Annotated in this window: 22 protein-coding genes and 1 pseudogene; 6 read left to right on the top strand and 17 right to left on the bottom strand. The window is 71.1% G+C overall.

The genetic code is table 11. The features are described 5' to 3' along the window. Positions 1-98: 98 nt before the first annotated feature. Both OG787_RS44910 and OG787_RS44905 read left to right on the top strand, forming a co-directional pair. Positions 99-902: an SDR family NAD(P)-dependent oxidoreductase gene (locus tag OG787_RS44910; protein ID WP_369031923.1), complete on the top strand. Its 804-nt coding sequence runs from the start codon at positions 99-101 to the stop codon at positions 900-902. 96 nt (positions 903-998) lie between these two features. Further along, positions 999-1,748 carry an SDR family NAD(P)-dependent oxidoreductase gene (locus OG787_RS44905; RefSeq protein WP_405539212.1) on the top strand — a complete coding sequence of 250 codons (750 nt, stop codon included), beginning with the start codon at positions 999-1,001 and terminating at the stop codon, positions 1,746-1,748. A gap of 338 nt (positions 1,749-2,086) precedes the next feature. On the opposite strand, the gene OG787_RS44900 is transcribed toward OG787_RS44905, so the two are convergent. The 17 genes from OG787_RS44900 to OG787_RS44820 all read right to left on the bottom strand — a co-directional run bounded on the left by OG787_RS44900 (position 2,087) and on the right by OG787_RS44820 (position 16,823). Next, positions 2,087-3,139: an MBL fold metallo-hydrolase gene (locus tag OG787_RS44900; RefSeq protein ID WP_405539211.1), complete on the bottom strand. Its 1,053-nt coding sequence runs from the start codon at positions 3,137-3,139 to the stop codon at positions 2,087-2,089. Then, positions 3,136-4,668 (bottom strand): class I adenylate-forming enzyme family protein, encoded by a 1,533-nt coding sequence (locus OG787_RS44895; protein ID WP_405539209.1) that lies wholly within the window; start codon positions 4,666-4,668, stop codon positions 3,136-3,138. Before OG787_RS44895 ends, OG787_RS44900 begins: the two co-directional genes overlap by 4 nt. 78 nt (positions 4,669-4,746) lie before the next feature. Beyond that, a complete protein-coding gene (locus tag OG787_RS44890; protein WP_369031927.1) occupies positions 4,747-5,067 on the bottom strand; it encodes an EthD family reductase in 321 nt (106 codons plus the stop codon). A gap of 17 nt (positions 5,068-5,084) precedes the next feature. After that, entirely contained in the window at positions 5,085-5,456 is a 372-nt protein-coding gene (locus OG787_RS44885) for a nuclear transport factor 2 family protein (protein ID WP_405539207.1), read from the bottom strand. Beyond that, positions 5,453-5,803, bottom strand: a complete 351-nt coding sequence (locus tag OG787_RS44880; protein WP_369031929.1) for a nuclear transport factor 2 family protein — start codon at positions 5,801-5,803, stop codon at positions 5,453-5,455. Before OG787_RS44880 ends, OG787_RS44885 begins: the two co-directional genes overlap by 4 nt. Before the next feature lie 113 nt (positions 5,804-5,916). Beyond that, positions 5,917-6,543 carry a TetR family transcriptional regulator gene (locus tag OG787_RS44875; RefSeq protein ID WP_369031930.1) on the bottom strand — a complete coding sequence of 209 codons (627 nt, stop codon included), beginning with the start codon at positions 6,541-6,543 and terminating at the stop codon, positions 5,917-5,919. A gap of 65 nt (positions 6,544-6,608) precedes the next feature. Beyond that, positions 6,609-7,433, bottom strand: coding sequence for an enoyl-CoA hydratase/isomerase family protein (locus tag OG787_RS44870; protein ID WP_405539204.1), 825 nt, complete (start codon positions 7,431-7,433; stop codon positions 6,609-6,611). Further along, positions 7,430-8,236 (bottom strand): SDR family NAD(P)-dependent oxidoreductase, encoded by an 807-nt coding sequence (locus tag OG787_RS44865; RefSeq protein ID WP_405539202.1) that lies wholly within the window; start codon positions 8,234-8,236, stop codon positions 7,430-7,432. Before OG787_RS44865 ends, OG787_RS44870 begins: the two co-directional genes overlap by 4 nt. Then, entirely contained in the window at positions 8,233-9,009 is a 777-nt protein-coding gene (locus tag OG787_RS44860) for an SDR family oxidoreductase (protein WP_369031933.1), read from the bottom strand. Before OG787_RS44860 ends, OG787_RS44865 begins: the two co-directional genes overlap by 4 nt. Further along, the gene (locus OG787_RS44855) at positions 9,006-10,220 is read right to left on the bottom strand and encodes an acyl-CoA dehydrogenase family protein (RefSeq protein ID WP_405539200.1); all 1,215 of its coding nucleotides are present in this window, start codon (positions 10,218-10,220) and stop codon (positions 9,006-9,008) included. The genes OG787_RS44860 and OG787_RS44855 overlap by 4 nt, the downstream gene beginning before the upstream one ends. A 12-nt stretch (positions 10,221-10,232) precedes the next feature. Continuing rightward, positions 10,233-11,219 (bottom strand): phosphotransferase family protein, encoded by a 987-nt coding sequence (locus OG787_RS44850; protein WP_405539198.1) that lies wholly within the window; start codon positions 11,217-11,219, stop codon positions 10,233-10,235. Continuing rightward, positions 11,216-12,427 carry an acyl-CoA dehydrogenase family protein gene (locus OG787_RS44845; protein ID WP_405539196.1) on the bottom strand — a complete coding sequence of 404 codons (1,212 nt, stop codon included), beginning with the start codon at positions 12,425-12,427 and terminating at the stop codon, positions 11,216-11,218. The genes OG787_RS44850 and OG787_RS44845 overlap by 4 nt, the downstream gene beginning before the upstream one ends. 38 nt (positions 12,428-12,465) lie before the next feature. Next, entirely contained in the window at positions 12,466-13,614 is a 1,149-nt protein-coding gene (locus OG787_RS44840) for a thiolase family protein (RefSeq protein WP_405539194.1), read from the bottom strand. Further along, positions 13,611-13,970, bottom strand: a complete 360-nt coding sequence (locus tag OG787_RS44835; RefSeq protein ID WP_405539192.1) for a Zn-ribbon domain-containing OB-fold protein — start codon at positions 13,968-13,970, stop codon at positions 13,611-13,613. The genes OG787_RS44840 and OG787_RS44835 overlap by 4 nt, the downstream gene beginning before the upstream one ends. Then, a complete protein-coding gene (locus OG787_RS44830; protein ID WP_369031939.1) occupies positions 13,955-14,743 on the bottom strand; it encodes an enoyl-CoA hydratase/isomerase family protein in 789 nt (262 codons plus the stop codon). Before OG787_RS44830 ends, OG787_RS44835 begins: the two co-directional genes overlap by 16 nt. A gap of 78 nt (positions 14,744-14,821) precedes the next feature. Beyond that, positions 14,822-15,991 carry an acyl-CoA dehydrogenase family protein gene (locus tag OG787_RS44825; RefSeq protein ID WP_405539190.1) on the bottom strand — a complete coding sequence of 390 codons (1,170 nt, stop codon included), beginning with the start codon at positions 15,989-15,991 and terminating at the stop codon, positions 14,822-14,824. A 37-nt stretch (positions 15,992-16,028) separates the two neighbouring features. After that, positions 16,029-16,823 carry an SDR family NAD(P)-dependent oxidoreductase gene (locus tag OG787_RS44820; protein WP_405539188.1) on the bottom strand — a complete coding sequence of 265 codons (795 nt, stop codon included), beginning with the start codon at positions 16,821-16,823 and terminating at the stop codon, positions 16,029-16,031. 78 nt (positions 16,824-16,901) lie between these two features. On the opposite strand from OG787_RS44820, the gene OG787_RS44815 reads away from it, so the two are divergent. The 4 genes and pseudogenes from OG787_RS44815 to OG787_RS44800 all read left to right on the top strand — a co-directional run. Then, a complete protein-coding gene (locus OG787_RS44815) occupies positions 16,902-17,969 on the top strand; it encodes an alcohol dehydrogenase catalytic domain-containing protein (protein WP_369031942.1) in 1,068 nt (355 codons plus the stop codon). A gap of 157 nt (positions 17,970-18,126) precedes the next feature. Further along, positions 18,127-19,503 carry an FAD-dependent oxidoreductase gene (locus OG787_RS44810; RefSeq protein WP_405539185.1) on the top strand — a complete coding sequence of 459 codons (1,377 nt, stop codon included), beginning with the start codon at positions 18,127-18,129 and terminating at the stop codon, positions 19,501-19,503. A gap of 162 nt (positions 19,504-19,665) precedes the next feature. Beyond that, complete coding sequence (locus tag OG787_RS44805; protein ID WP_369031944.1) at positions 19,666-20,535, top strand: branched-chain amino acid ABC transporter permease; 870 nt, start codon at positions 19,666-19,668, stop codon at positions 20,533-20,535. A 12-nt stretch (positions 20,536-20,547) separates the two neighbouring features. Beyond that, positions 20,548-21,387 (top strand): annotated as a pseudogene (locus OG787_RS44800) (branched-chain amino acid ABC transporter permease); the annotation flags it as partial. Positions 21,388-21,511: the final 124 nt, after the last annotated feature.

Raw genomic sequence — 21,511 nt, 5'->3', positions numbered from 1 at the left:
GCGCAAATCTAGACTCGAAGAAAATGAAGCCAGTTCAGTTCAGGATGTACGGCCTGTTTCGTGATGTGCGTCGCGTACTCGGGATCGGGAGCAGACTCATGCTGGGTTCCCTCAATGGCAGGACCGCCCTCGTCACCGGCGCGGGGCAAGGGATCGGGCGGGCGATCGCCGTACAGATGGCCCGGCAGGGCTCGTCGGCCGTGGCCGTCGCCGACCGGAACAAGGAGACCGCCGCCGAGACGGCCGACCTCGTCCGCGCGGAGGGGGCGCGGGCCGAGGCGATCGTGTGCGATCTGCGCGTGCGGGACGACATCGAGGCGATGGTGGCGCGTACGGCGGAGGGGTTCGACGGGCTCGACGTCCTGGTCAACAACGCGGGGGTGATCGAGACCGCGTTCACGGCGGAGCCGGACCGTGGGGTCGAGTCGCTCTCCGAGGAGGTCTGGGACGCCGTCTACGAGGTGAACCTCAAGGCGGTGTGGCTGACCACCAAGTTCGCCGCACCCCATCTGCGCCGCTCGCGGCGGGGGCCCGCCATCGTGAACGCCGCCTCCGTCTCCGGCCTCACCGGCTTTCCCAACGCCCCCGCGTACGGCGTCACCAAGGCCGGTGTCATCCACCTGACCAAGGTGACCGCCGTCGACCTGGCCCCCGTGCGCTGCAACTGCTTCTGCCCCGGCGTCATCGACACCCCGCTCGCCCAGGACCACTTCGCCGCCGCGACCGACCGTGACGCCATGGAACGGGAGCTGACCGCGCCGCAGTTGGTGGAGCGGCTCGGGCGTCCGGAGGAGGTCGCCAAGCTGGCGTGCTTTCTGGCGTCGGACGACGCGGCGTTCATCACGGGGGCGTCGTATGTGATCGATGGGGGTGCGCTTGCGTGGCTTGGGGTGCGGGATTGAGGGCTGAGGGCTGAGGGCTGAGGGCTGAGGGCTGAGGGCTGAGGAGGAGTGGGCGCGTCGAGATCCAAGGTTGGGACAATGGGGACAGGTGGTTCGATGCAGGCGAGGCTGGGTGGAAAGACGGCGCTGGTGACCGGGGCCACGGGAGGTATCGGTGATGCCGTCGTGCGGCGGCTCGCTGCCGAGGGTGCGGTGGTCGTGGTGACCGACCTCGACGGTGATCGCTGCGCGAAGCTTGCCCAGGAGGTCGGGGGTGGGGCGCTGGGGTTGACGCTCGATGTCTCGGACGAGTCGGCTTGGCGTGCGGTCGTCGATGCGGTGACCGGTGAGTTGGGGGGTCTGTCCGTGCTGGTCAACAACGCCGGCATCGCCACCATGCATACGGTCGAGACGGAGACCATGGAGTCCTGGGAGCGGGTGCTCGGCGTGACCCAGACCGGGGTTTGGCTCGGGATGAAGTACGGGGGTGCGGCGATCGAGCGTTCCGGGGGCGGCTCGATCGTCAACGTGGCGTCGATCTTCGGGACGGTGGGGGGATTCGGTGCGCAGTTCTCGTATCACGCGGCGAAGGGGGCGGTGCGGTTGATGACGAAGAATGCCGCGCTGCACTGGGCTACCCGTGGGGTTCGGGTGAACTCGCTGCATCCTGGGTTCATCGAGACGCCTCGGTCTCGTGAACTGTGGCGTGACACGCCTCGGTTGACCGCGATGGTGGAGGGGACGCCGTTGGGGCGGCTGGGTACGCCTGAGGAGGTGGCGGGGGCGGTGGCGTTTCTGGCTTCCGATGACGCGAGCTTTGTGACTGGGTCTGAGTTGTATGTGGATGGGGGTTGGACGGCACGCTGAGGTGGTTGGTTTTCCCGCCCCCGCCGCCCCTACCCGTCCCATCCCTGGGGGCTGCCGCCCCCGAACCCCCGCCACGGCCCTGAACGGGCCTTGTCCTCAAACGCCGGACGGGCTGGAAATGCGGGCCGGTGCTCAGAGATCAAGCACCGGTCGGCACACCCAGCCCGTCCGAGGCTCAAGGGCAAGCGCGTTTAGCCCGCCCTTTTTCGCCGCCCCGCACCATCTAGCCCGTCCGGCGTTTGAGGACGAGGCCGTTCAGGCCGACAGCGGGGGTCTGGGGGCGCAGCCCCCAGGGATGGGACGGGTAGGGGCGGCGGGGGCGAGGAAAGTGTTTGTTCTCAAGCAGCCGTCGCCTTGTACCAGTTGATGCCGTTCGTTCGTGTGCAGCTCGCCTGGGTACGGGACACCAGTACGTCCAGGTGGGCCGCCGTCTCGTTGACGGCGAGCATCTGGTTGAAGGCGTTCAGGTCCGTGAAGGGCAGTTTCCTTCGGGTCCAGCCCAACTCCCCTGCCACCTCGTACGCGTTGCGCGTACGCGCACCCAGGACCGTCAGCGTCTCGGTGAGGCGGTCGTCGTGGTGGGCCAGGAGCTCTTCCGTGCGTGCGTGCATGCTGGCGCCGACCGGACCGTGCGCGGGGAGGAGTTGGGCGTCGGACAGGGTGGTCATCCGGCGTAGTGAGTCCAGGTAGTCGCCCAACGGCAGGGCCGTACCGCCCAGTTCGAATCCGATCGAGGGGGTGATGTGCGGCAGGACGTGGTCCCCGGAGAACAGCAGGCCCCGGGCCCGGTCCAGGTAGACGACATGGCCCCGGGTATGACCGGGCGTCGGGACGACCGACAGCGACGTGTCGCCGAAGCGGAGTTCCTCCTCGTCCAACCAGCGGTCCGGCGCCTCCCACACACTCAGGTCGAAGTCCTTGTCGTACATCGCCGCCACCCGCTCGGCGAGTTCGACCGCCCCTGCCCTCCGCAGCGTCCGGAGCGAACCGACCGGCTCGTTCGAGCGCAGTTCCCCCAGCAGTTCAAGCCCGCGTCGCTCCCCCGCGCCGAGATAGACCCGGGAGCCGAGCAGCCTGCGCAGTTCGACGGCCTGGGTGTAGTGGTCGCGGTGGATGTGGGTGACCAGGATGTGGCTGATCTCGCCGAGGTCGTGGCCCAGTCCGGTGAGGGCGTTCTCAAGTGCCTTGCGGGACTCGGGGATCGACCATCCTCCGTCGATGAGGACCAGCCCCTCCGTCAGTCCCTCCAGCGCGTAGACGTTGACGGCTCGCAGTCCGTCGTCCGGCAGCGGGAGCGGAATGCGGTGGACGCCGGGTCGTACGGTCTCGGGTCCGCCTTCCGCCCACCGTCCGCGGTCGAAGCGGGGGGTGGGCGTCGTGGGGGTGGTCATGCGTCTCCTTGGCGGTGCTGTTCGGCGTGTTCGGGGAGCCTCGCGTGCAGTTCGCGGGCGAGGCCGCGGGCTCCCGAGCGATCGAGCTTGCCGACTGTCGTCTGCGGCAACTCGCTTACATTGAACGCGAATTCGGGCCACTTGGACTTTGACAGGCCGGTACGGGCCAGGTGTTCGCGGATCTCGTCGAGCCCGAGTCCGGTGCTGCCGTCCTCCAACACGAGGAGGACCGCGGCGCGTTCGCCGAGGAGCGGGTCCGGGACGGGCGTGACGCAGGCACGGGCCACTGCCGGATGGGTGGCGACGGCGCGTTCGATCTCGGTGATGTCGAGGTTGCGTCCGCCACGGATGATGACGTCCTTCTCCCGGCCCATGACGGTGACCGTGCCGTCCTCGCCGGTCGTCAGCAGGTCGCCCGTGGGGAAGAAGCCGTCGGGGGTCAAGGCAGGAGGTTCCGTCTTGCCGTCCCGGGCGTAGCCGAGGAACAGGGACGGGCCTCGGACCTGGGCCCGGCCGGTCGCACCCGCTGCCAGGACTGTGCCGTCGGGGGCGACCGCGCGCAGTTCGGTGCCGGGGAAAGGGCGTCCGTCGCGGCCGAGGCGGATCTCCTCGGGGTCGTCGGGGTGGGGAGAGGTGTGTCCCAGGCACTCGGACATGCCGAAGACGCGCAGGATCCTGGTCCCCAGGGAGCGTTCGGCTCGGGCGAGGGCGCCGCTGTCCATGGGGCCGCCGCCGACGGTGATCGAGCGGACCCCGTCGAGGACCTTCGAGCCGGCCGCGGCCGAGCCCATCTGGAGGGCCATGGTCGGTACGCACATGGTCCACCGGACGTCATGGGCCGCCATGCGTGCGAGCGCCTCCTCGCGGTCCCAGCGGCCGGTCAGGACGAGAGGGCCGCCCAGCATGAGGGCCAGACAGACCCCGAAGCAGTAGGCGGCGGTCGAGGAGAGCGGGACCACGGCGGCCACGGCGTCCCCGTCGCGCAGCCCGTTGACGTCGATCGTGCACGTACACGCGTACCGCAGGGCGTCCTCGGACTGGACGACACCCTTCGGCCGTCCGGTCGAGCCGGAGGTGAGCCCGATGAGGGTGCCGCCCGACCAGCGGGACACGTCGCGCGGGCCGTGGCCGGCTCGTACCGTCCAGCCGTCGAGGGCCTGTACCGTCCGGGCGTCCGGCATGGCCCGGTCGACGCCCCACTCCGCCATCGCGGACGGTTCGGCGATCACGACGTCCGGCCGGATGTCCTCCATGGCCGCCGCGAACTCGGCAGGGGTCGTATGCCGGTTGACCAGCGCCAGGACGCCGTTGGTCAGTCCGACGGCGAGGGTCGTCGCGACGGTCCGCCAGGAGTTGTCGGCCTGGAGGAGCACCGTGCCGCCCGGCGCCCATTCGGGGCTCATCGCCTCGGCCAGATCGGCCGCACGCTGGAGAAGGTCGCGGGCGCCGTGTCGGCCGTGGTCGTCGACGACCGCTGTGAAGTCGGCCCGCTGGGACCGGTCGTAGAACTCCCGCACTGTCTGTCGCATCCGCTTCCTCGCCTCTTCGCGAAGGGGTTGTCCAGAATGCCCAGGCCCTGGGCCGGGTCCGCGAAGGCCCGGCCGCGCTCAGCCCGCGTACATCTCCAGCTCGCCGCCCATGACGGCGATCCGGCGTCCGCGCATGTCGCCGACCTGGGCGACGGCCTCCGCCCACTCCGGGCTCCGCAGCGCCTTGTGCAGGTCGTCGGCGGTGTCGAAGCTCAGGACGGAGAGCCCGTCCCAACCCTCCGAGCGCGGTTCGAGAGCCGCGTCGATGTCCGTGTGCCGCCAGGCCCTGAGGCCGGGCAGCCGACGGGTGAGTTCGGCGTGGTCGCCGCGCCACCAGTCGATGAACCGCTCATGCGTCCACTCGGGCGGCCGGGCCGCCAGCAGTACCAGGTTGTACATCCGCCCTCCTTGGTCGATCACGTGAACAGGACCGCGGGCGAACGCCCGATCATCAACCGCCGTACCTTGCCCTCTCCGTCGAGCCGGGCCGACGCCACGAAGGTCGCCTCCGGCACGCCGGACCGCCGTACCTCGCCGAGGAACAGTTCGTCCTCGCCGACCGTGCTCGCGGTGAGCCGGTGGTGGGTGCGGACGCCCACCGCGCGCTGGGCGAGATAGCCCTCCATCTCGGGACGGCCGCCGTGGAAGTCGGTCGCGCCGTCGCCACCGGTGGAGAACAGGATGGAGAAGGAGAAGTCGTCGCTGATCAGGTCGAGGATCCGGTCGGCGTCGTCGCTGTCCAGGATCGCGAACCAGTTGCTGAGAAAGGAGGCCGTGTGTGTGGTCATGTCCGGTCCACCAGGTCGAAGTCGGTCGTGAAGAACGACTGGTAGCGCGCCATCAGCCCGGCCGGCGAGACCTGTACGGCGGACAGGAACGCGCCGGTGGTCACGCCCTTCTCGACGACGAAGCCGTACGCCGTCTCGACATCGCCGTCGACCGAGTACCGCTTGATCTCGTGCGTACGGTCCACAGCGGCGCGTCCCGCGATGTAGTCGGCGAAGTCCGCACGGGTCGTGCCGGTCCGTTGGGCGCCGGGGAGGGCGATGAGGAACCGGAAGTCCGGTTCCAGGAGTTCGAGGGCCTTCTCCGGGTCCTGGCCGTCCATTCTGGCCATGTATTCGCGAAGCACCATTGCTGATCGCTCTCCCTCAGCGCCATGGAACAACCATCATCAAACAACCTGAGTTCAGTTCAGTTTGACTGTAAGGCAGCCGCCCCGCCCCCGACAAGGGGCGGGGCGACGTGCTATTCGGCGACCATCCTCACCACACACCCCTCGATCATCTCGCTGATCTCCGGCAGGGGGATCGCCCCGGTCGGGCGGTACCAGCGCCAGACACTCACGATCATGCCGAGGACGCCCAGGCCGAGGGTGTGCGCGTCCCGGACCGGGAAGGCACCCTTCGACATGCCGCGCATCAGCAGGTTCGTCCAGTCCCGCTCGACCATCTGGACCAGCTGCCGGGCCGCGACGCGCTCGGTCTCCTCGCGCTTGGACTTCCGCGGGTTGGCGAGCAGGGACATGTTGGCCTGCAGGATGCGCATCTGGCGGATCTCCTGATCGGTCACCGCGAAGGCGGCCCGGACCGCCGCGCGCAGCTCCTCCACGGGTTCCGTCTCGTCGGCCGTGGCCTCGACGAACATGTCGTGGGAGCGCTGGAGTTCCAGGCGCATGATGGTGAGCAGGCAGTGGGCCTTGGACTCGAAGTAGTGGTAGAGGGCGGTCTGCCCGATGCCGACCCGGTCGGCCACCTCCGACCACTTCGTGTTCTCGTAGCCGTCCTCCCCGAACCGCTCCACGGCGGCCACGAGGATCGCGCCACGCTTCGACCTGGGCCCCTCCTCCGGATCCACGATCCGTGCCCTTGCCATCGTCTCTCCCTCTGCTCCACGCACGGATCCGATCACCGTCCGGTCGTCCGAGAGTAGACCCAAGTTCAAGTCGGTTTCGAATCGAAGGCCGCCCGGGTCTCCCCCGTGGTCTCCGGACGGGCGAAATCGGGCGGGCGGCCGGCGAGGAACGCCGCCACGCCCTCCCGGCCCTCCGTCGACACCGCGGCGGCGGCCAGCTGACGGGCCTCCGCGTCGAGGTGTTCGTCGAGGCCGGCCAGCAGTGCCTGTCCCACCAGCCGCCGTGTCGCGCCATACGCGACCGTGGCCCCGCGCGCCAGCGCTCCCGCAGCCTCGACGGCCTCCTCGTACAGCAGCTCCGGCGCGACGACCCGGCTCACCAGCCCCATCGCCAGCGCCTCCGGGGCCGGTACCCGCCGGTTGGTGAGCAGCAGGTCCATGGCCCGTCGGGGTCCGACGAGCCGGGGCAGCGACCAGCTGGTCCCGGCGTCGGGTGTGTATCCGATCGCGGTGTACGCGGCCGTGAAGCGGGCGTCGCTCGCCGCGAGGATCACGTCCGCCGCGGTCGCAAGGCCCAGCCCCGCTCCCGCGACGGCCCCCTGGACGGCGACCACCAGCGGGGCGTCAAGACCGGCGAGGATGCGCAGCGCTCCGTGGAGTGCGTCGGTGACGTCGGTGAGATGGCCGGACAGGCGCTCCCCGGACAGTGCGGCGAACTCCTTCAGATCACCGCCGACGCAGAACGACCGTCCCCGTCCGGTGAGCAGCACCGCCCGCGCCCGCGCCTTCTCGCACTCCCGGGCCGCGTCCAGCAGCGCCCGGGCCATCGCCAGGTCGATCGCGTTGCCCGCGCCCCGGCACATCTCGATGTGCGCCAGCCCGTCCCCGTCGACCTCGACCGTGGCCCTCATCGCGCGGTCCACCCACCGTCCACGGTGAGCACATGCCCGGTGCAGTACGAGGACGCGTCCGACGCCAGGAAGAGCAACGCCCCGTCCAGCTCCCCCTGTTCACCACCGCGCCCCAGCATCGTGCCGCGCTCGACCCACCGCCGGGAGCGCTCGTCGGCGAACAGCTCCTCGGTCATCTCCGAGTGGAACCAGCCGGGTGCGAGCGCGTTGACCCGCACGCCCGACTGCCCCCACTGCCCTGCCAGTTCACGGGTCAGCCCGACGAGCCCGGCCTTGGAGGCGGCATAGGCGGCACCTCCCAGCGGGGCTCCGGAGACCAGCCCGAGCACGGACGAGACGTTGACGACCGACCTCGTACGACCGGACGGCGACGCAGCTGTCGGCGTCGTGGTCGGTGTCGGCGCTTCAGCCAGCAGCCGTGCCAGGTGGAACGGCGCGACCAGGTTCACCCCCAGTACGTCCGCGAAGTCGTCGGGGCTCTCGTCCTCGGCGCGTACGGCTCCGGGCGCGCCGGCGTTGTTGACGAGGACGTCGATCCGGCCGGTCTCGTCGAGCGCCGTCGTGATCAGCCGTACCCGGTCCTCCTCGCGCGCGACGTCGCAGACGACGGGGTGGATGCGGGGGTCCGTGTCGGCGAGTTCCTTGAGTTTCTCCAGCCGCCGGGCCGCAGCGAACACCGTCGCGCCCGCCGACGCGAGTACGGCGGCGAACCGGGCGCCGAGTCCGGAGGACGCCCCGGTGACCACCACCGTCCGCCCCCGTAGCGAGAACAGCTCCGTGAGCGGCTCGGCCACGGCGGTCATCCCTCCACCCCGATCGGCAGCACTGTCGCTCCACCGTCCAGGACCAGCGTCTGTCCCGTCATCCAGGACGAGGCCTCGGACGCCAGGAAGACGGCCGCGTGTGCCACGTCCTCCACGGTTCCGAGTCTGCGCAGGGGCAGTTTCGCGGTCAGGATCGGTTCTCGTGGCTCCCAGACGGCCCGGGCCAGCTCGGTCTTGATCAGGCCGGGCGCGATCGCGTTCACGCGTGCCATCGGGCCCAGTTCGTAGGCGAGTTGGCGGGTCATGTGCAGCATGGCCGCCTTGGTGGCGTTGTACCAGCCGATGTGGGGGTCGACGATCAGTCCGCCGACGGAGGCGATGTTGACGACCGCTCCCCCGTGCTCCGCCATCCAGGCCCGCCAGGCACACCGGGTCCAGGCGAGCATGCCGTACTGGTTGACCCGTACCGTCTTCTCCGCGCGGGGCAGGTCGAGGTCGAGGAGAGGGCCCATGTAGGGGTTGGTGGCCGCGTTGTTGACCAGCACGTCGAGCCTGCCGAACCGGGCCGTGGTCTCCTCGACACACCGCTCGGCGTCGGCCGGCTCCCCCGCGTTGGCGACGACCTCGTGGATCTCGCCGTCGCCCTTGACGCGCAGCAACTCCTCGCGCGCGGCGGCGAGTCCGTCCGGTTTGCGGGCGGCGATCACCACATGGGCGCCCGCCTCCCGGTACGCCTGGGCGATGCCGAGGCCGATGCCCCGGGAGCCGCCGGTGATCACGGCGACCCGGCCGTTCAGTACCTGTTCCTTCACGCCGACTCCTCGGGATACCTGGCCAGTTCGCGCCGTGCGACCGTCCGCAGATGCACCTCGTCGGGCCCGTCCGCGATCCGCAGTGCCCGGGTGATGGCGTACAGCCGCGCCAGTACGGTGTCGTCGCTGACGCCGGCCGCGCCGTGCGCCTGGACGGCGCGGTCGACCACCCGGTGGGCGACCTCCAGGGCGGCCACCTTGATGGCGGCGACCTCGGTACGGGCCGCAGAGTTGCCCTGGGTGTCCATCAGCCAGGCCGACTTGAGGACCAGCAGCCGCAGCTGCTCGATCTCGATCCGGCTGCGCGCGATCCACTCCCGCACGACACCCTGTTCCGCGAGCTTGCCCCCGAAGGCGGTGCGGGTGAGGGTGCGGCGGCACATCAACTCCAGTGCACGTTCGGCGAATCCGACGGCCCGCATGGCGTAGTGCATCCGCCCGGGCCCCAACCGCCCCTGGGCCAGAGCGAATCCTTCCCCTTCACCGCCCAACATGGCGTCCACCGGCACCCGTACGTCCTCGAAGAGCACGTCTCCGTGGCCGCAGCGGTCGGTGTAGCCGAACATCGGCAGGTCGCGCAGGACGGTGATGCCGGGGGTGTCTCGGGGGATCAGCAGCATGCTCTGCTGCCGGTAGGTGGGCGCGTCCGGGTCGGTGACGCCCATCAGGATGATCAGCCGGCAGTCGGGGTCGATGATGCCGGAGGTGTACCACTTGTGGCCGTTGACGACGTACTCGTCGCCGTCCCGGGTGATCCGGGTGCGGATGTTGCGCGCGTCGGAGCTGGCGACCTCGGGTTCGGTCATCGCGAAGCAGGACCGGATCTCGGCGGCCAACAGGGGGCGCAGCCAACGGTCTTGCTGTTCGGGGGTGCCGAAGAGCGCGAGGAGTTCCATGTTGCCGGTGTCGGGGGCCGAGCAGTTGAACACCTCGGGGCCCATCACCGAGCGTCCGGCCAGTTCGGCGAGGGGCGCGTATTCGAGGTTGGTGAGGCCGGCGCCCCAGTCGCCGTGGGCGAGGAAGAGGTTCCAGAGTCCTTCGGCGCGGGCCTTCTCCTTCAACTCGCGCATGATGGGCGGGAGTTCGTGCGGGTCGTCGGCTTCCGCGAGCTGCCGGTCGTACACCGCCTCGGCGGGCAGGACGTACTCCGCCATGAACGCGGCCATCCGGGTGCGGAGTTCTTCGGCCTTCGGGGAGAGTCCGAAATCCATGGTGGCGCTCCTTCAGGGCCTGGGGGCGACGATGTCGCGCGCCGTGCGGATCATCGCCGCGATCGTCGGCGGCAGTCGCTCCTGGTCGGGGTCGTGGTGCTTGCCCTCACGGTGCCGGCGCAGGTTGTGGCCCATGATCGCGGCCATCTTGGTGCGGGCCAGGGCACGGAACCAGTCGAGGGCGGGGGGTTCGGGGCGGCCGTCGAGATAGGCGGCGAGCAGTTCGGTCTCGCCGGGCAGACCGGGGACCGGGCGGCCGAGTTGGGGGAAGTTGCGGTGGTCCGCGAAGAGGAGAAACCACGCGAGGTCGATACGGGGGTCGCCGACGCCCCAGATCTCCCAGTCGACGACGGCCGTCGGCCGCTCGCCCCGGCACAGGACGTTGCCGAGACGGAAGTCGCCGTGGGTCAGCACGGGCGGGACGTCCGACGGGACCCGGGAGGCCAGCGAGTCGAGCAACTCCTCGCCTCCGGGGCGGAGTTCGAGCGGTACGGCCCGCATGGTGCGGGTCCATCGCTCCAGTTCACCGGCCGGATCCAGCGGTGGTTCGGAGGCCTGCGCCTCGTACGTCTCCGCCTTCGTGTCGTGCAGGTCCCGCAGTACTCCGGCCAGCGCCAGCATCCGTGTCCGGCACAGGTCGGGAATGAGCCGGTGCTCGTCGAGGACCGGCTCGACGGCCTCGCCCGCCATGAACTCCATCGCGAACCACGCGGGTTCGCGTTCGTCGACGGCGGCCACGCGGGGTACGGGCACCGGTGATCCGGCGAGGACGCGCAGCACCCGGGCCTGCCGGAGCACGTCGTTGCGGCCGATGGGGCGCTGCCCGGGTGGCACCGCCTTCACGACGTACGAGGTCGTCCCCGCCGTGATGGCGTACGTGAGCCCGGAGTGGCCGCCGGGCAGGGTGCGCAGGTCACCGAAGGGCTCGTCCGGATGGTGGTCGGCCAGCTGGGCGCGGACTCGTGCGGCGAGTTCCGTCACGTCGGTCGCGGTGCTCAACTCCCGGCTCCCTTCGGCTCCTTGGGCAGTCCCAGCACGCGTTCGGCCAGGATGGTGCGCTGGATCTCGTCGCTGCCGCCGGCGATGCGGTAGCCGGGGGCGCCGAGCAGGTGTTCCGTCCAGGCGAAGGTGCCCCACTCCCCCGTGTCGGCGGCGAGGCGCGGCCCGAGGAGTTGCTGGACGAGGTCGGTGGTGGCGCGCATTGTCGCGGTGGCATGGAGCTTGCCGACCGAGGCCTCGGCGCCCGGTTCACGCCCGGCGACCAGGGCCGCGGTGACGCGCAGGCCGATGAGCCGCTGGACCAGGGAGCGGACGAACAGGTCGGCTGCCTGCTGCCGTTCGCCGCCGGTGAGCGGCCGGGGCAGGTGCCGGGCGAGGTCGAGGGCGCGGTCGACGTTGTCGAGGCCGAGGCCGCCGGAGTCGAGGCGTTCGGCGGCGAGCACGGTGAGGGTGACCCGCCAGCCCTCGCCGACGGGGCCGAGCCGGTCGGTGTCGGGGACGAACACGTCGTCCAGGTAGACCTCGTTGAAGCTGGAGCCGCCGGTCATCTGCCGGATGGGCCGTACGGTCACGCCCGGGGCGTCCATCCGGACCAGGAAGACCGTGATGCCCGCGTGCTTGGGCACGTCCGGGTCGGTACGGCACACGGCGACGCCCCAGGTGGCGACCTGGGCGCCGGACGTCCAGACCTTGTGGCCGCGCAGCACCCAGCCCTCGCCGTCCGGTACGGCCCGGGTGCGGACGGCGGCCAGGTCGGAGCCAGCTTCCGTCTCGGAGAAGAGCTGGCAGGCGAGTTCGTCGGTGCGCAGCATGGGCCGCAGCCAGCGCTGCTTCTGTTCCGCCGTTCCCCAGATCCGGATCGCGGGGGCGACGAGCTGCTGGGTGACGGGGAAGATCTCGGTGCGCCGGGGAACGTCGAAGGCGGCTTCCTCGGCACGGTACAACTGCTCGTAGTGGGCGGGGAGTTCGCGTCCGCCGTACTCCTTCGGCCAGTCGAGCGCACCCCACCCCTGGTCGTACCGGGTGCGTTCCCACTCCCGGGTGCGGTCGGTGTGTTCGCGTTCCTCGGCCTCGGTCCGGTTCTCGAAGACGGCCACGGAGTCGTCGCCGCGGCCCCATTCCTGGCGGGCGGCGCGGGCCTTCGCCGTGCCGGTGAGCCAGCGCCGGGCCTCGGCGCGGAACTCCTCAGGGCCGGGAATGCCGCTCATCGTGCTCCCTTCCGTCGGTTCCTTTCGGCGGTTCCGACTCAGCGGGTCAGTACGGTGCAGGCGCTGACACCGGGGGCGCCGTACACATGGGTGAAGCCGCTCGACGGGTCGCCGGGCACCTGTCGTTCGCCCGCTCTCCCGCGCAACTGCTGGACTATCTCGTGGACTTGGCGCAGTCCGGAGGCGCCGATGGGCTCGCCGTTGGCGATGCAGCCGCCGTCGGTGTTGACCGGCAGCGTGCCGTCGATCGCGGTCGCGCCGGAGGCGATGAGCCGCTCCTGCTCGCCGTGTTCGCAGAACCCGCACTCCGCCAGGTGCATCACCTCGGCACCGCTCTCGGTGTCCTGGAGCTGACACACATCGATGTCACCTGGCCCCAACCCGGCTTGCTCGAAGGCCAGTTGTGCGGCATCCGTACTGACGCTGCTCGGGGTGCCGGGCGGCGCCCAGGGGCTGAACACCTCGAACGAACCGAACCGCCGGGTCCGTACGACGGCCGCCCGCAGCGCGACGGGGTCGGCCTCCAGCTCACGGGCGACCGCCCGACTGCACAGGACCAGGGCGACCGCGCCTTGTCCTGGCGAGCAGAACATGTAGCGGGTCAGCGGATCGTTGACCATGCCGGACGCCAGGATCTCGGCCGCGTCGAGGGGCTTCCGGCGCCAGGCGTGCGGGTTGCGGACCCCGTTGGCGTACGCCTTCTCCGCGACCAGCGCGAGCGTGCGTGCGGTGATCCCGTGGTCGTGCATGTACCGCTGGATCTTCATGGCGAAGAACTGGGTGGTGACCATCAGCCCCTCGTGGCCGTAGGCCTCGTCGAGCCCCCAGTCCGCCGGCCGTGGATCGAAGGCACCGCGCGGGTGTTTGTCGAAGCCGACGGCGAGGGCGACGTCCGCCGCGCCGGAGCGGATGGCGTTGACGGCGGAGACGAGCGCGCTGCCGCCGGTCGCGCATCCGTTGCGTACGTTGACGAACGGCACGCCCGTCAGGCCGAGTTCGGCCACGAGGGTGTCGGCGTTCCCGGCCGCGTCGCTGCCGCCGTACGCCGCCCGGACCCGTGACCACGGCAGCCCCGCGTCGGCGAGGGCCGCCCGTACGGCCTCCACGGCGAGTTGCCTGCCGGTGGCCTCCGTGCGGGCGAAGGAGGTGATCCCGGCGCCGCAGATCATGACGTCCTCGGTGCTCATACGGCGGCTCCGACGGCTGCCGCCCTGGGGACACCGTCCGCCGCGCCGATCCGCAGCGGCATGCCGATCGTGACGTCATCGGGCGGTACGTCGAGGACGGCCAACACCCTTACTCCGTCCGGGAGTTCGACGTATCCGACGGCGAACGGCTCGAACCCGGCGGCCGGGACGACGTACGGCGGCGACTTGGGCGCGTACCGCTGTACGGTCCATGTCCACAGCGTGCCCGTGTGCGAGAGGACGGTCGGGGCGGCCGGGCCCCCGCAGCGCGGGCACGCCGGGTCGGCCGGGTACACGGCCACCGCGCACCCGGCGCACCGGGACCCGTGGAGCCGACCGCTCAGCGGCCCTTCCACTGCGGCTCCCGCTTCTCCAGGAAGGCCGCGACGCCCTCCGCCGCGTCCTCGGAGTTGAGCATCACGCCGACCGCGAGGTGCTCCATGACCATCAGGGACTGGATGTCGGCGTCGAGGCTCCGGTCGATGGTCATCTTGGTGATCCACATGGTGAACGGGCTCTTGTCGATGAGCTGGTCGGCGAACTCCTCGACCGTCGCGTCGAGTTTGTCGGCGGGCGCCGAGGAATTGATGAGGTCGAACTCGGCGGCCTCGACCCCCGTGAGCAGCTTGCCGGTGAGCATCAGCTCCTTGGTCTTGCGGACGCCGATCATGCGCGGCACGCGGTAGATCGGGCCCGCGCCGCCGAACAGCGCCCGGCGGATGTGGAAGTCACCGATCAGGGCGTCGTCCGCGGCGATCGCGAAGTCGCAGGAGATCATCAGCTCGAAGCCGCCCGCGGTGACATGGCCTTCGAGGACGGCGATCGACGGGGTCTTCATCGAGTAGAGCCGGTCGCAGACCTTCGCCGACAGCACGGCGACGTCGATGGCGGTGGAGCTGCCGATGAAGTCGGCCTTGAGGCTGTCCAGGTCGAACCCGGAACAGAAGGTGTTGCCGCGCCCGCGCAGGACCAGCACGCGCAGTTCGGGGTCCGCGTCGACCTCGGTGATGATCTCGTCGAGCCGATTGAGGATCGGCACCGTCACACAGTTCTTCTTGTGCGGCCGGTTCAGCCAGACCCGCGCAACGGCTCCGTCGCGCTCGAACTGGATCTCGTCTTCGACTGCCATGAGTTCCTCCAACCTGAACTGAATTCAGTACGATTCTGGGTGCGGTGGTTGGCCCTGTCAATGGACAGGGCACGACGATCAGTCGCCGTGGACCGATCCGTTCCCGTCGACCGGTCCGTCGCCGTGTCCGGTGAGGCCGAGCAGTCCGGCCAGGCGCAGCCGGTGGTCGTCGGCGGTGCCGAACAGGGCCTCGTCGGCCCGTGCGCGGCGTACGTACAGATGGGCAGGGTGTTCCCAGGTGAAGCCGATTCCGCCGTGGAGCTGCACGTATTCCGTGCTCGCCAGGCGGTAGGCGCCGGTGCAGGCCACCGCCGCCGCGCTCGCCGCCACCGGGACCTCCGGCGCTCCCCCGGCGAGGCAGGCGCTCGCGTACGCCGACGCCGACCGTGCGCCCTCGACCTCGACGAGCAGATCGGCCAGTCGATGCTTGACGGCCTGGAAGGAGCCGATGGCACGGCCGAACTGGGTTCGGTGGGACACATACGTGAGGACGGCGTCCAGGGCGTGTGCGCTGCCGCCCACATGCTCGGCGGCCAGTGCGATCCGCCCGGCGTCGAGGACGGCGTCGACGATCCCCGGCGCCTGTCCGGACTCGCCGACCGGTTCCGCCGGCGCTCCCCGGAAGCGGATCAGGGCCTGGCGGCGGGTGGGATCGAGGACGCGGCGGGCGACCCGGTCGACGGTCGCGGCGTCCGGTTCGCAGGCGAACAGCCGTTCCCCGTCCGGCGCTCGGGCCACGACGAGCAGCAGGTCGGCACCCTCGCCGTCGGGTACGAAGTCGGCCTCTCCGCGCAACACCCAGCCGCCGGGGCCGCGTTCGGCGGTCACGTCGGCCCGGTGCAGGAATCCGGCGACCGTGGCCGTGCGCGTGCCGGACGCGATGCCCGGCAGCCGGCGGGCGCAGGCCTCCCGGTCGCCACTGGCCGACAGGGCGTGTCCGGCGAGGACGACGGTCGACAGCAGCGGGGCGGGACACAGCACGCGCCCGGTCTCCTCCAGGGCCACGGCGAGTTCGGCGAAGGTGTAGCCGGCGCCGCCGTACTCCTCGGGCACGGCGAGCCCGTGCACACCGATCTCACCGGCGAGCCGGTCCCACAGCACGCGGTCGTGTCCGCGCGGGCTGTCCGCCTGTGCGCGGACCTCCTCGGGGCCGCAGGTCTCGGCCAGCAACTGCCGTATAACATCGCGTAGTTGGTGTCGTTCGTCGCTCTCCAGCAGCAGCGCCGGATCGGGGTCGAGCCGGAACATCCAAGCCTCCTTCGGGCATGCGGGGTCGCCTGGTCCGTCAGACCGTGAAACGTCCGCCGTTGGCGAGGAGGACCGCGCCGACGAGGTTCGCGGCCTCGTCGCTCGCCAGGAACAGGGCGATGTGGGCGATCTCCTCGGGAGTCGCGTACGGGCGTACGCGTGGATCGGCGAAGCCGTGGCGCAGTGCGGCCGGGGTCCTGGCGGCCATGCCGGTCTCGGTCGGTCCGGGCGCCACGGTGTTGACGCGGACGCCGAAGGCGATGGCCTCCTTGGCGACGGACTGGCTCAGCGCGTGCACGCCGGCCTTCGAGGCCGCGTAGTGCGGGTAGCCGGCCTGGGTGTCGAAGGCCGAGGAGGAGCCGACGGTGACGACGGCTCCGGACCGGCGGGGCGCCATGACCCGCAGGGCGGCGCGCAGGACATGGAAGGTGCCGTCCAGGTTGACGCGCATGACGCGCCGCCAGGCCTCGTCGCCGAGCCTCCCCGTCACCTCAGGTGGCCGGTCCGCGCCCAGGGCCTCGGCGATCCACTCCTTGGCCATGGGGTCGTCGACCCCGGCCGCGTGCACCACGACATCGAGCCGCCCGTGCCGTCGTACGACCTCGTCGCAGGCCCGGTCGACCTCCGCGGACTCGCCCACGTCGACGGTCAGCGGGTGCGCTCGCGGCAGTTCCTTCGCCACGGCCTCGGCGGCCGGACCGTCGATGTCGGCGGCGAAGACCTCGGCGCCCTGCGCGGCGAGCCGCCGTGCGACCGCCGCGCCGATGCCGGATCCGGCGCCGGTGACGAGCGCGATCCGCCCGCCGAAGCGTCCCGCGTGTTCGCCGCCCATGCGCGATCCTCTCCCCGCACCAGTTCCAGCCCTCGCACTTGTTCCTGAACTGACTTCATTTTTGTTACCGTCTCACACATGTCAACAGGCGGGACAAGAGCGGTCAGGCTGACGCGGTGGGGCGGCCCACCGGTCGTCAGCGAGGTGGCACGGCCCGTCCCCACGGGCGAAGAGGTCCTGATTCGGGTGGAGGCGGCCGGCGTGTGCCGGTCGGACCTCCATGTCATCGACGCACGAGACGGCGCCCTCCCCTACCGCACCCCGTTCACCCTCGGCCACGAGGTCGCCGGCCGGGTGGCGGAGCGGGGTCCCGGCGCCATCGGTCCGGCGGTCGGTGAGCGTGTGGTCGTGTACGGCCCCTGGGGCTGCGGGAGTTGCGCGCGCTGCGCCGCCGGCGCGGAGAACTACTGCGACCGGCGTACGGCACTGGACGCGGACCGCACCGGAACCGGGGCGGGGCTCGGACGCGACGGCGGCATGGCCGACCTGCTGCTGGTGCCGTCCGGACGGTTGCTGGTCCCGGTCGGCGAGCTGGCCGCCGTACAGGCCGCGCCGCTGTCGGACGCCGGGCTCACCGCGTACCACGCCGTGGCCGGGGTCCGGCGGGCGATCGACGACGGCGCGAGCGTGGTCGTGATCGGTGTCGGCGGGCTCGGGCATCTGGCCGTCCAGATCCTGCGCGCCACGACGACGGCACGGGTGCTGGCCGTGGACGTACGGGAGGAGGCGCTCGCCCTGGCCGACGCGTGCGGCGCGCACTTCGGGACGCTCCTGCGGCCCGGCAGCGCGGCGGTCCTGCGGGGCCGGACGGGCGGGGTCGGGGCGGTCGCCGTACTCGACTTCGTCGGCAGCCGTTCCAGCCTGGACCTCGCGATCGGCGTGCTGCGGGCGGGCGGGGAGCTGTCCGTGGTGGGCAGCGGCGGCGGGGAGCTGTCGGTCCGCAAGCCCGGTGTGCTCCCGCCCGGGACGCGGATCTCCCTCCCCTTCTGGGGGACCCTGCCGGAGCTGGAGCAGGTCGTCGCGCTGGCGCGCGAGGGCGTCCTGAAGGTGGAGGTCGAGCGGTTCGGGCTGTCGCGTGCGCTGGAGGCGATCGAGGGGCTTCGCTCCGGCGGGGTGCGGGGACGCGCGGTTCTCATACCCGACTGATCCGGCCGTCGCGACCGATGCGAATCGTGCGGCCCGCCCGGCCTGAACTCGCACTGCCCGACCGTCCGCCGTCCGACCTCTCGACTCCAGAAGTGAGTTCAATTAGCGTCGTGTTTCATCCCGGTGACACGAAGCGGACGAAGGCGGTGGGCCCGCTATGGGTGCGGAATCAGTGGAGTCGGTGGAGTCAGTTGATCTTCTGGTGATCGGCGGCGGGATGGCCGGTCTCTCGGCCGCCGCGCGGGTGGCGGCCGAGGGCGGCTCGGTGGTGCTGGTGGAGAAGGCGGAACGCGTCGGCGGCTCCGCGCGCTTCGCGGGTTTCGTGTGGACCGCGCCGACCATCGAAGAGCTGCGCCGGGTCAACCCGGATGGCGACCCGGAGCTGGCCGAGGCCCTGATCGACGGGTTCGCGGACGACATCGCATGGATCCGGTCGCTCGGCGTGGAGTGCCGGCCGCCGGTGCCCGTACTCGGCTTCGGACGTGGCCACCACGTCGACACCAACCACTACCTCGACACCTGCGAGCGGCTGATCCGCGACCGGGGCCAGGAGGTGCTGACCGACACCTGGACACGCGCCCTCCTCACGGAGAACGGCACGGTCAAGGGGGCGGAGTGCATCTTGCCGGACGGAACCGCACGCCGGATCGAGGCCACCTGGACCCTGCTCGCCACCGGCGGCTTCCAGGGCGATCCGGCCCTGCGCACCGAGCGCATCCACCCCCAGGCCGCCGACATCGGGCTGCGGGCGAACCCGTACAGCCGGGGTGACGGTCTCGCGCTCGGGAGTGCGGCGGGCGCGGCGTTCGGCAAGAAGGACGCGGGGTTCTACGGGCATCTGATGCCGGCCGGCGTGTCCCTGGCCGACCCGGCGCGCTTCGTCGACCTGGCGCTCTACTACAGCGAGCACGCCCTGCTGTTCGACACCACGGGCGAGCGCTTCGTCGACGAGACGGCCGGCGACCATCTGACCACGATGGCGCTGCTGGAACGGCCGGGCGCCCGTGGCCTGTTGGTCGCCGACGCGCGGGTGCACCGCGAGTGGATCAGCGCCTCGTACGTGGAGGGCATCCCCGGCGTGGACAAGTTCCAGCTCTGCCATCGTGCCGGTGCCCGCAGCGCGGTCGCGGAGAGCCTGGACGACTTCGCGTCGATGCCCGAGGAGTGGGGTTATCCGGGCGCCGTGATCCGCGACCGCATCAGGGAGTTCAACGCCGCCGCGGGCACAGGCGGTACCCAGACCCCCGGGCGGCTGCTCGATGCCCGACCGCTCGACGAACCGCCCTTCTACGTCATCGAGGCGGCTCCGGCGATCACCTTCACCTTCGGTGGCCTGCTGATCGACGCCGGAGCGCACGCACTGTCCGCGGACTCGGACGGGCGCAGCCGGATCCCCGGTCTGCTGGCGGCCGGGGCGGACGCGGGCGGGCTGTACCGGCGCGCCTACGCCGGCGGTCTCGCTCCCGCCCTGGTGTTCGGCCTCGCGGCGGCACGCACCGCGCTCGGCGGGACGCCGACCGTCACCGGCTCCTGAATCCCGGTCGCCGTACGGCACAAATCCCGTGCACGAGGCTTGCCCGTCCGGCACCGGAGTGCCTAGCTTACTGAATTGAGTTCACTTTAACTCTGCGGCTCGTGAGGTGATCATGCTTCCTGTATGGGTGGCGCGAATGTGTCCTTCCCCCGGGGAGGGGCTGTGAGTCAGTTCCTGCTCGTCCTGGTCAGCGGTGTGGCCAGCGGAGCCGTGTACGGCCTCATGGGTCTGGGGCTGGTCATCATCTACCGGGCCACGGACGTCGTGAACTTCGCGATGGCGTCCCTCGCGACCCTGGGCCTGTACGTGGCGGTCTCGTTGCACGACCGGGGCGTGGCGACGGTGGTCGGTATCCTCGCCGCCGTCGCGATCACCGTGGCGGCCGGTCTCCTGGTCCGCGAGACGGTCATCAGGCCGCTGGGCCAGGGGCAGTTGTTCTCCGCGCTCGTCGTGACGATGGGTGTGTCCCTGGTGCTGGAGAGCGTGGCCGGATCGATCTGGGGCGACCAGCCCAAGGCCTTCCCCAACCTGGTCGACGGGACGGTGCGCTGGTCGGGTGCCGCGGTGCCGGTACAGAGCCTGGTGACGATCGCCGTCGCCGCCGTGGCGATGGCGCTGGTGGGCTATCTGTTCGCCCGCACCACGCTCGGCTCGGCCATGCGCGCGGTGGCGGAGTCGGCGGACACGGCCCGGATCGTCGGCCTCGGCGCCCAGCGCATCGCCCGGCTCTCCTGGGCCCTCGGCCTGGGTCTCGCCGCGCTCGCCGCCTGTCTGTACGCGCCCCGCTCCGGGCTGGTGCCCACCGCACTCGTCGCCCCGCTGTTCAGGGCCTTCGCCGGGATCTTCCTCGGCGGTCTGACCAGCATGTACGGCGCTGTCGTCGGCGGGCTGACCATCGGCGTCCTGGACAACCTGGCGGCGAACTACGTCTCCGCCAGCTTCCGGGACACCTTCGTCTTCGCGTTCACCGTGCTGGTCCTGCTGATCCGCCCGCAGGGCATGTTCGGCACCCGCACCTTCCAACGGGTCTGAGGGGTCGCATCCATGGTCTTCAACCGTTCCCTCCTGGCGAGGGCCGCCCTGGGCCCGGCCGCAGGCGCGGTGCTCATGGCGTTCATGGCGTCCGGTGCCATCCCCGCGTACCAGATGTACTCGGTGGGGCTGGCGGCCGTGTACACGATCGTCGTGCTGTCGGTCGGTCTGCTGGCCGGCTGGTCGGGCATCTGGTCGGTGGGCCATCCCGCGTTCTTCGCCATCGGCGCCTACTTCGCCGCGTACGGCAGCGGCCACGACTGGACGCTGGAGGCGGTGGTCCTCGGGGCAGTCGCCACCGGTGCCGTCCTGGGCGGCTTCATCGGGTACGCGGGTGCCAGGTTCTCCACGCTGTACATCGCCCTGCTGACCCTCGCCTTCACCACGGTGACCCTGGAACTGGTCAACCGCTGGAGCAGCGTGACCGGCGGCGACCAGGGCGTCCCGGTGCTCCAGCTGCGCAGCGTCCTCGGTCTGGGCACCGTCCTGGGCGGTGGCACCGACGCGCAGTACCTGGCGGTGGGGGCCGCCGCCGTGGTCCTCGGGCTGGCGGTGCCGGCCGCGGCCTCGGGGCTGCGGATGCGGCTGGTGGCCGCCAAGTCCCATCCGCTGGCCGCCCGTACGATCGGGATCGCGCCCGAGGCGCAGTCGGCGCTGTCGTTCGCGGTGAGCGGCGCGTGCACGACGTTCGCGGGCGTGCTGCTCGGTCTGCTCACCGGGTTCGTCAGCCCGGATCCGTTCTCGCTCACCTTGGGCATCTCGCTGATCGCGGCGTGCGTGCTCGGCGGGGTGGGCACCATCGTCGGCGCGGTGGCCGGCGGCATCTATCTGACCTGGAATCCCTCGCTGTCGTCGGCGGTCGGTCTGCCCCAGCCGGTGGTGCAGGGCACCGTGCTCATCGCGGTGCTGCTCTTCCTGCCGGGCGGAGTCGTGCCGTTCCTCGCCAAACCGGTGCGCGCTCTCGTACGACGTGTTC

This window comes from Streptomyces sp. NBC_00075 (genome assembly GCF_045041225.1).
Lineage (GTDB): Bacteria > Actinomycetota > Actinomycetes > Streptomycetales > Streptomycetaceae > Streptomyces > Streptomyces adonidis.
Note: the sequence above shows the minus strand (reverse complement) of the source record. Positions and strands in the feature narration are given on the sequence as shown.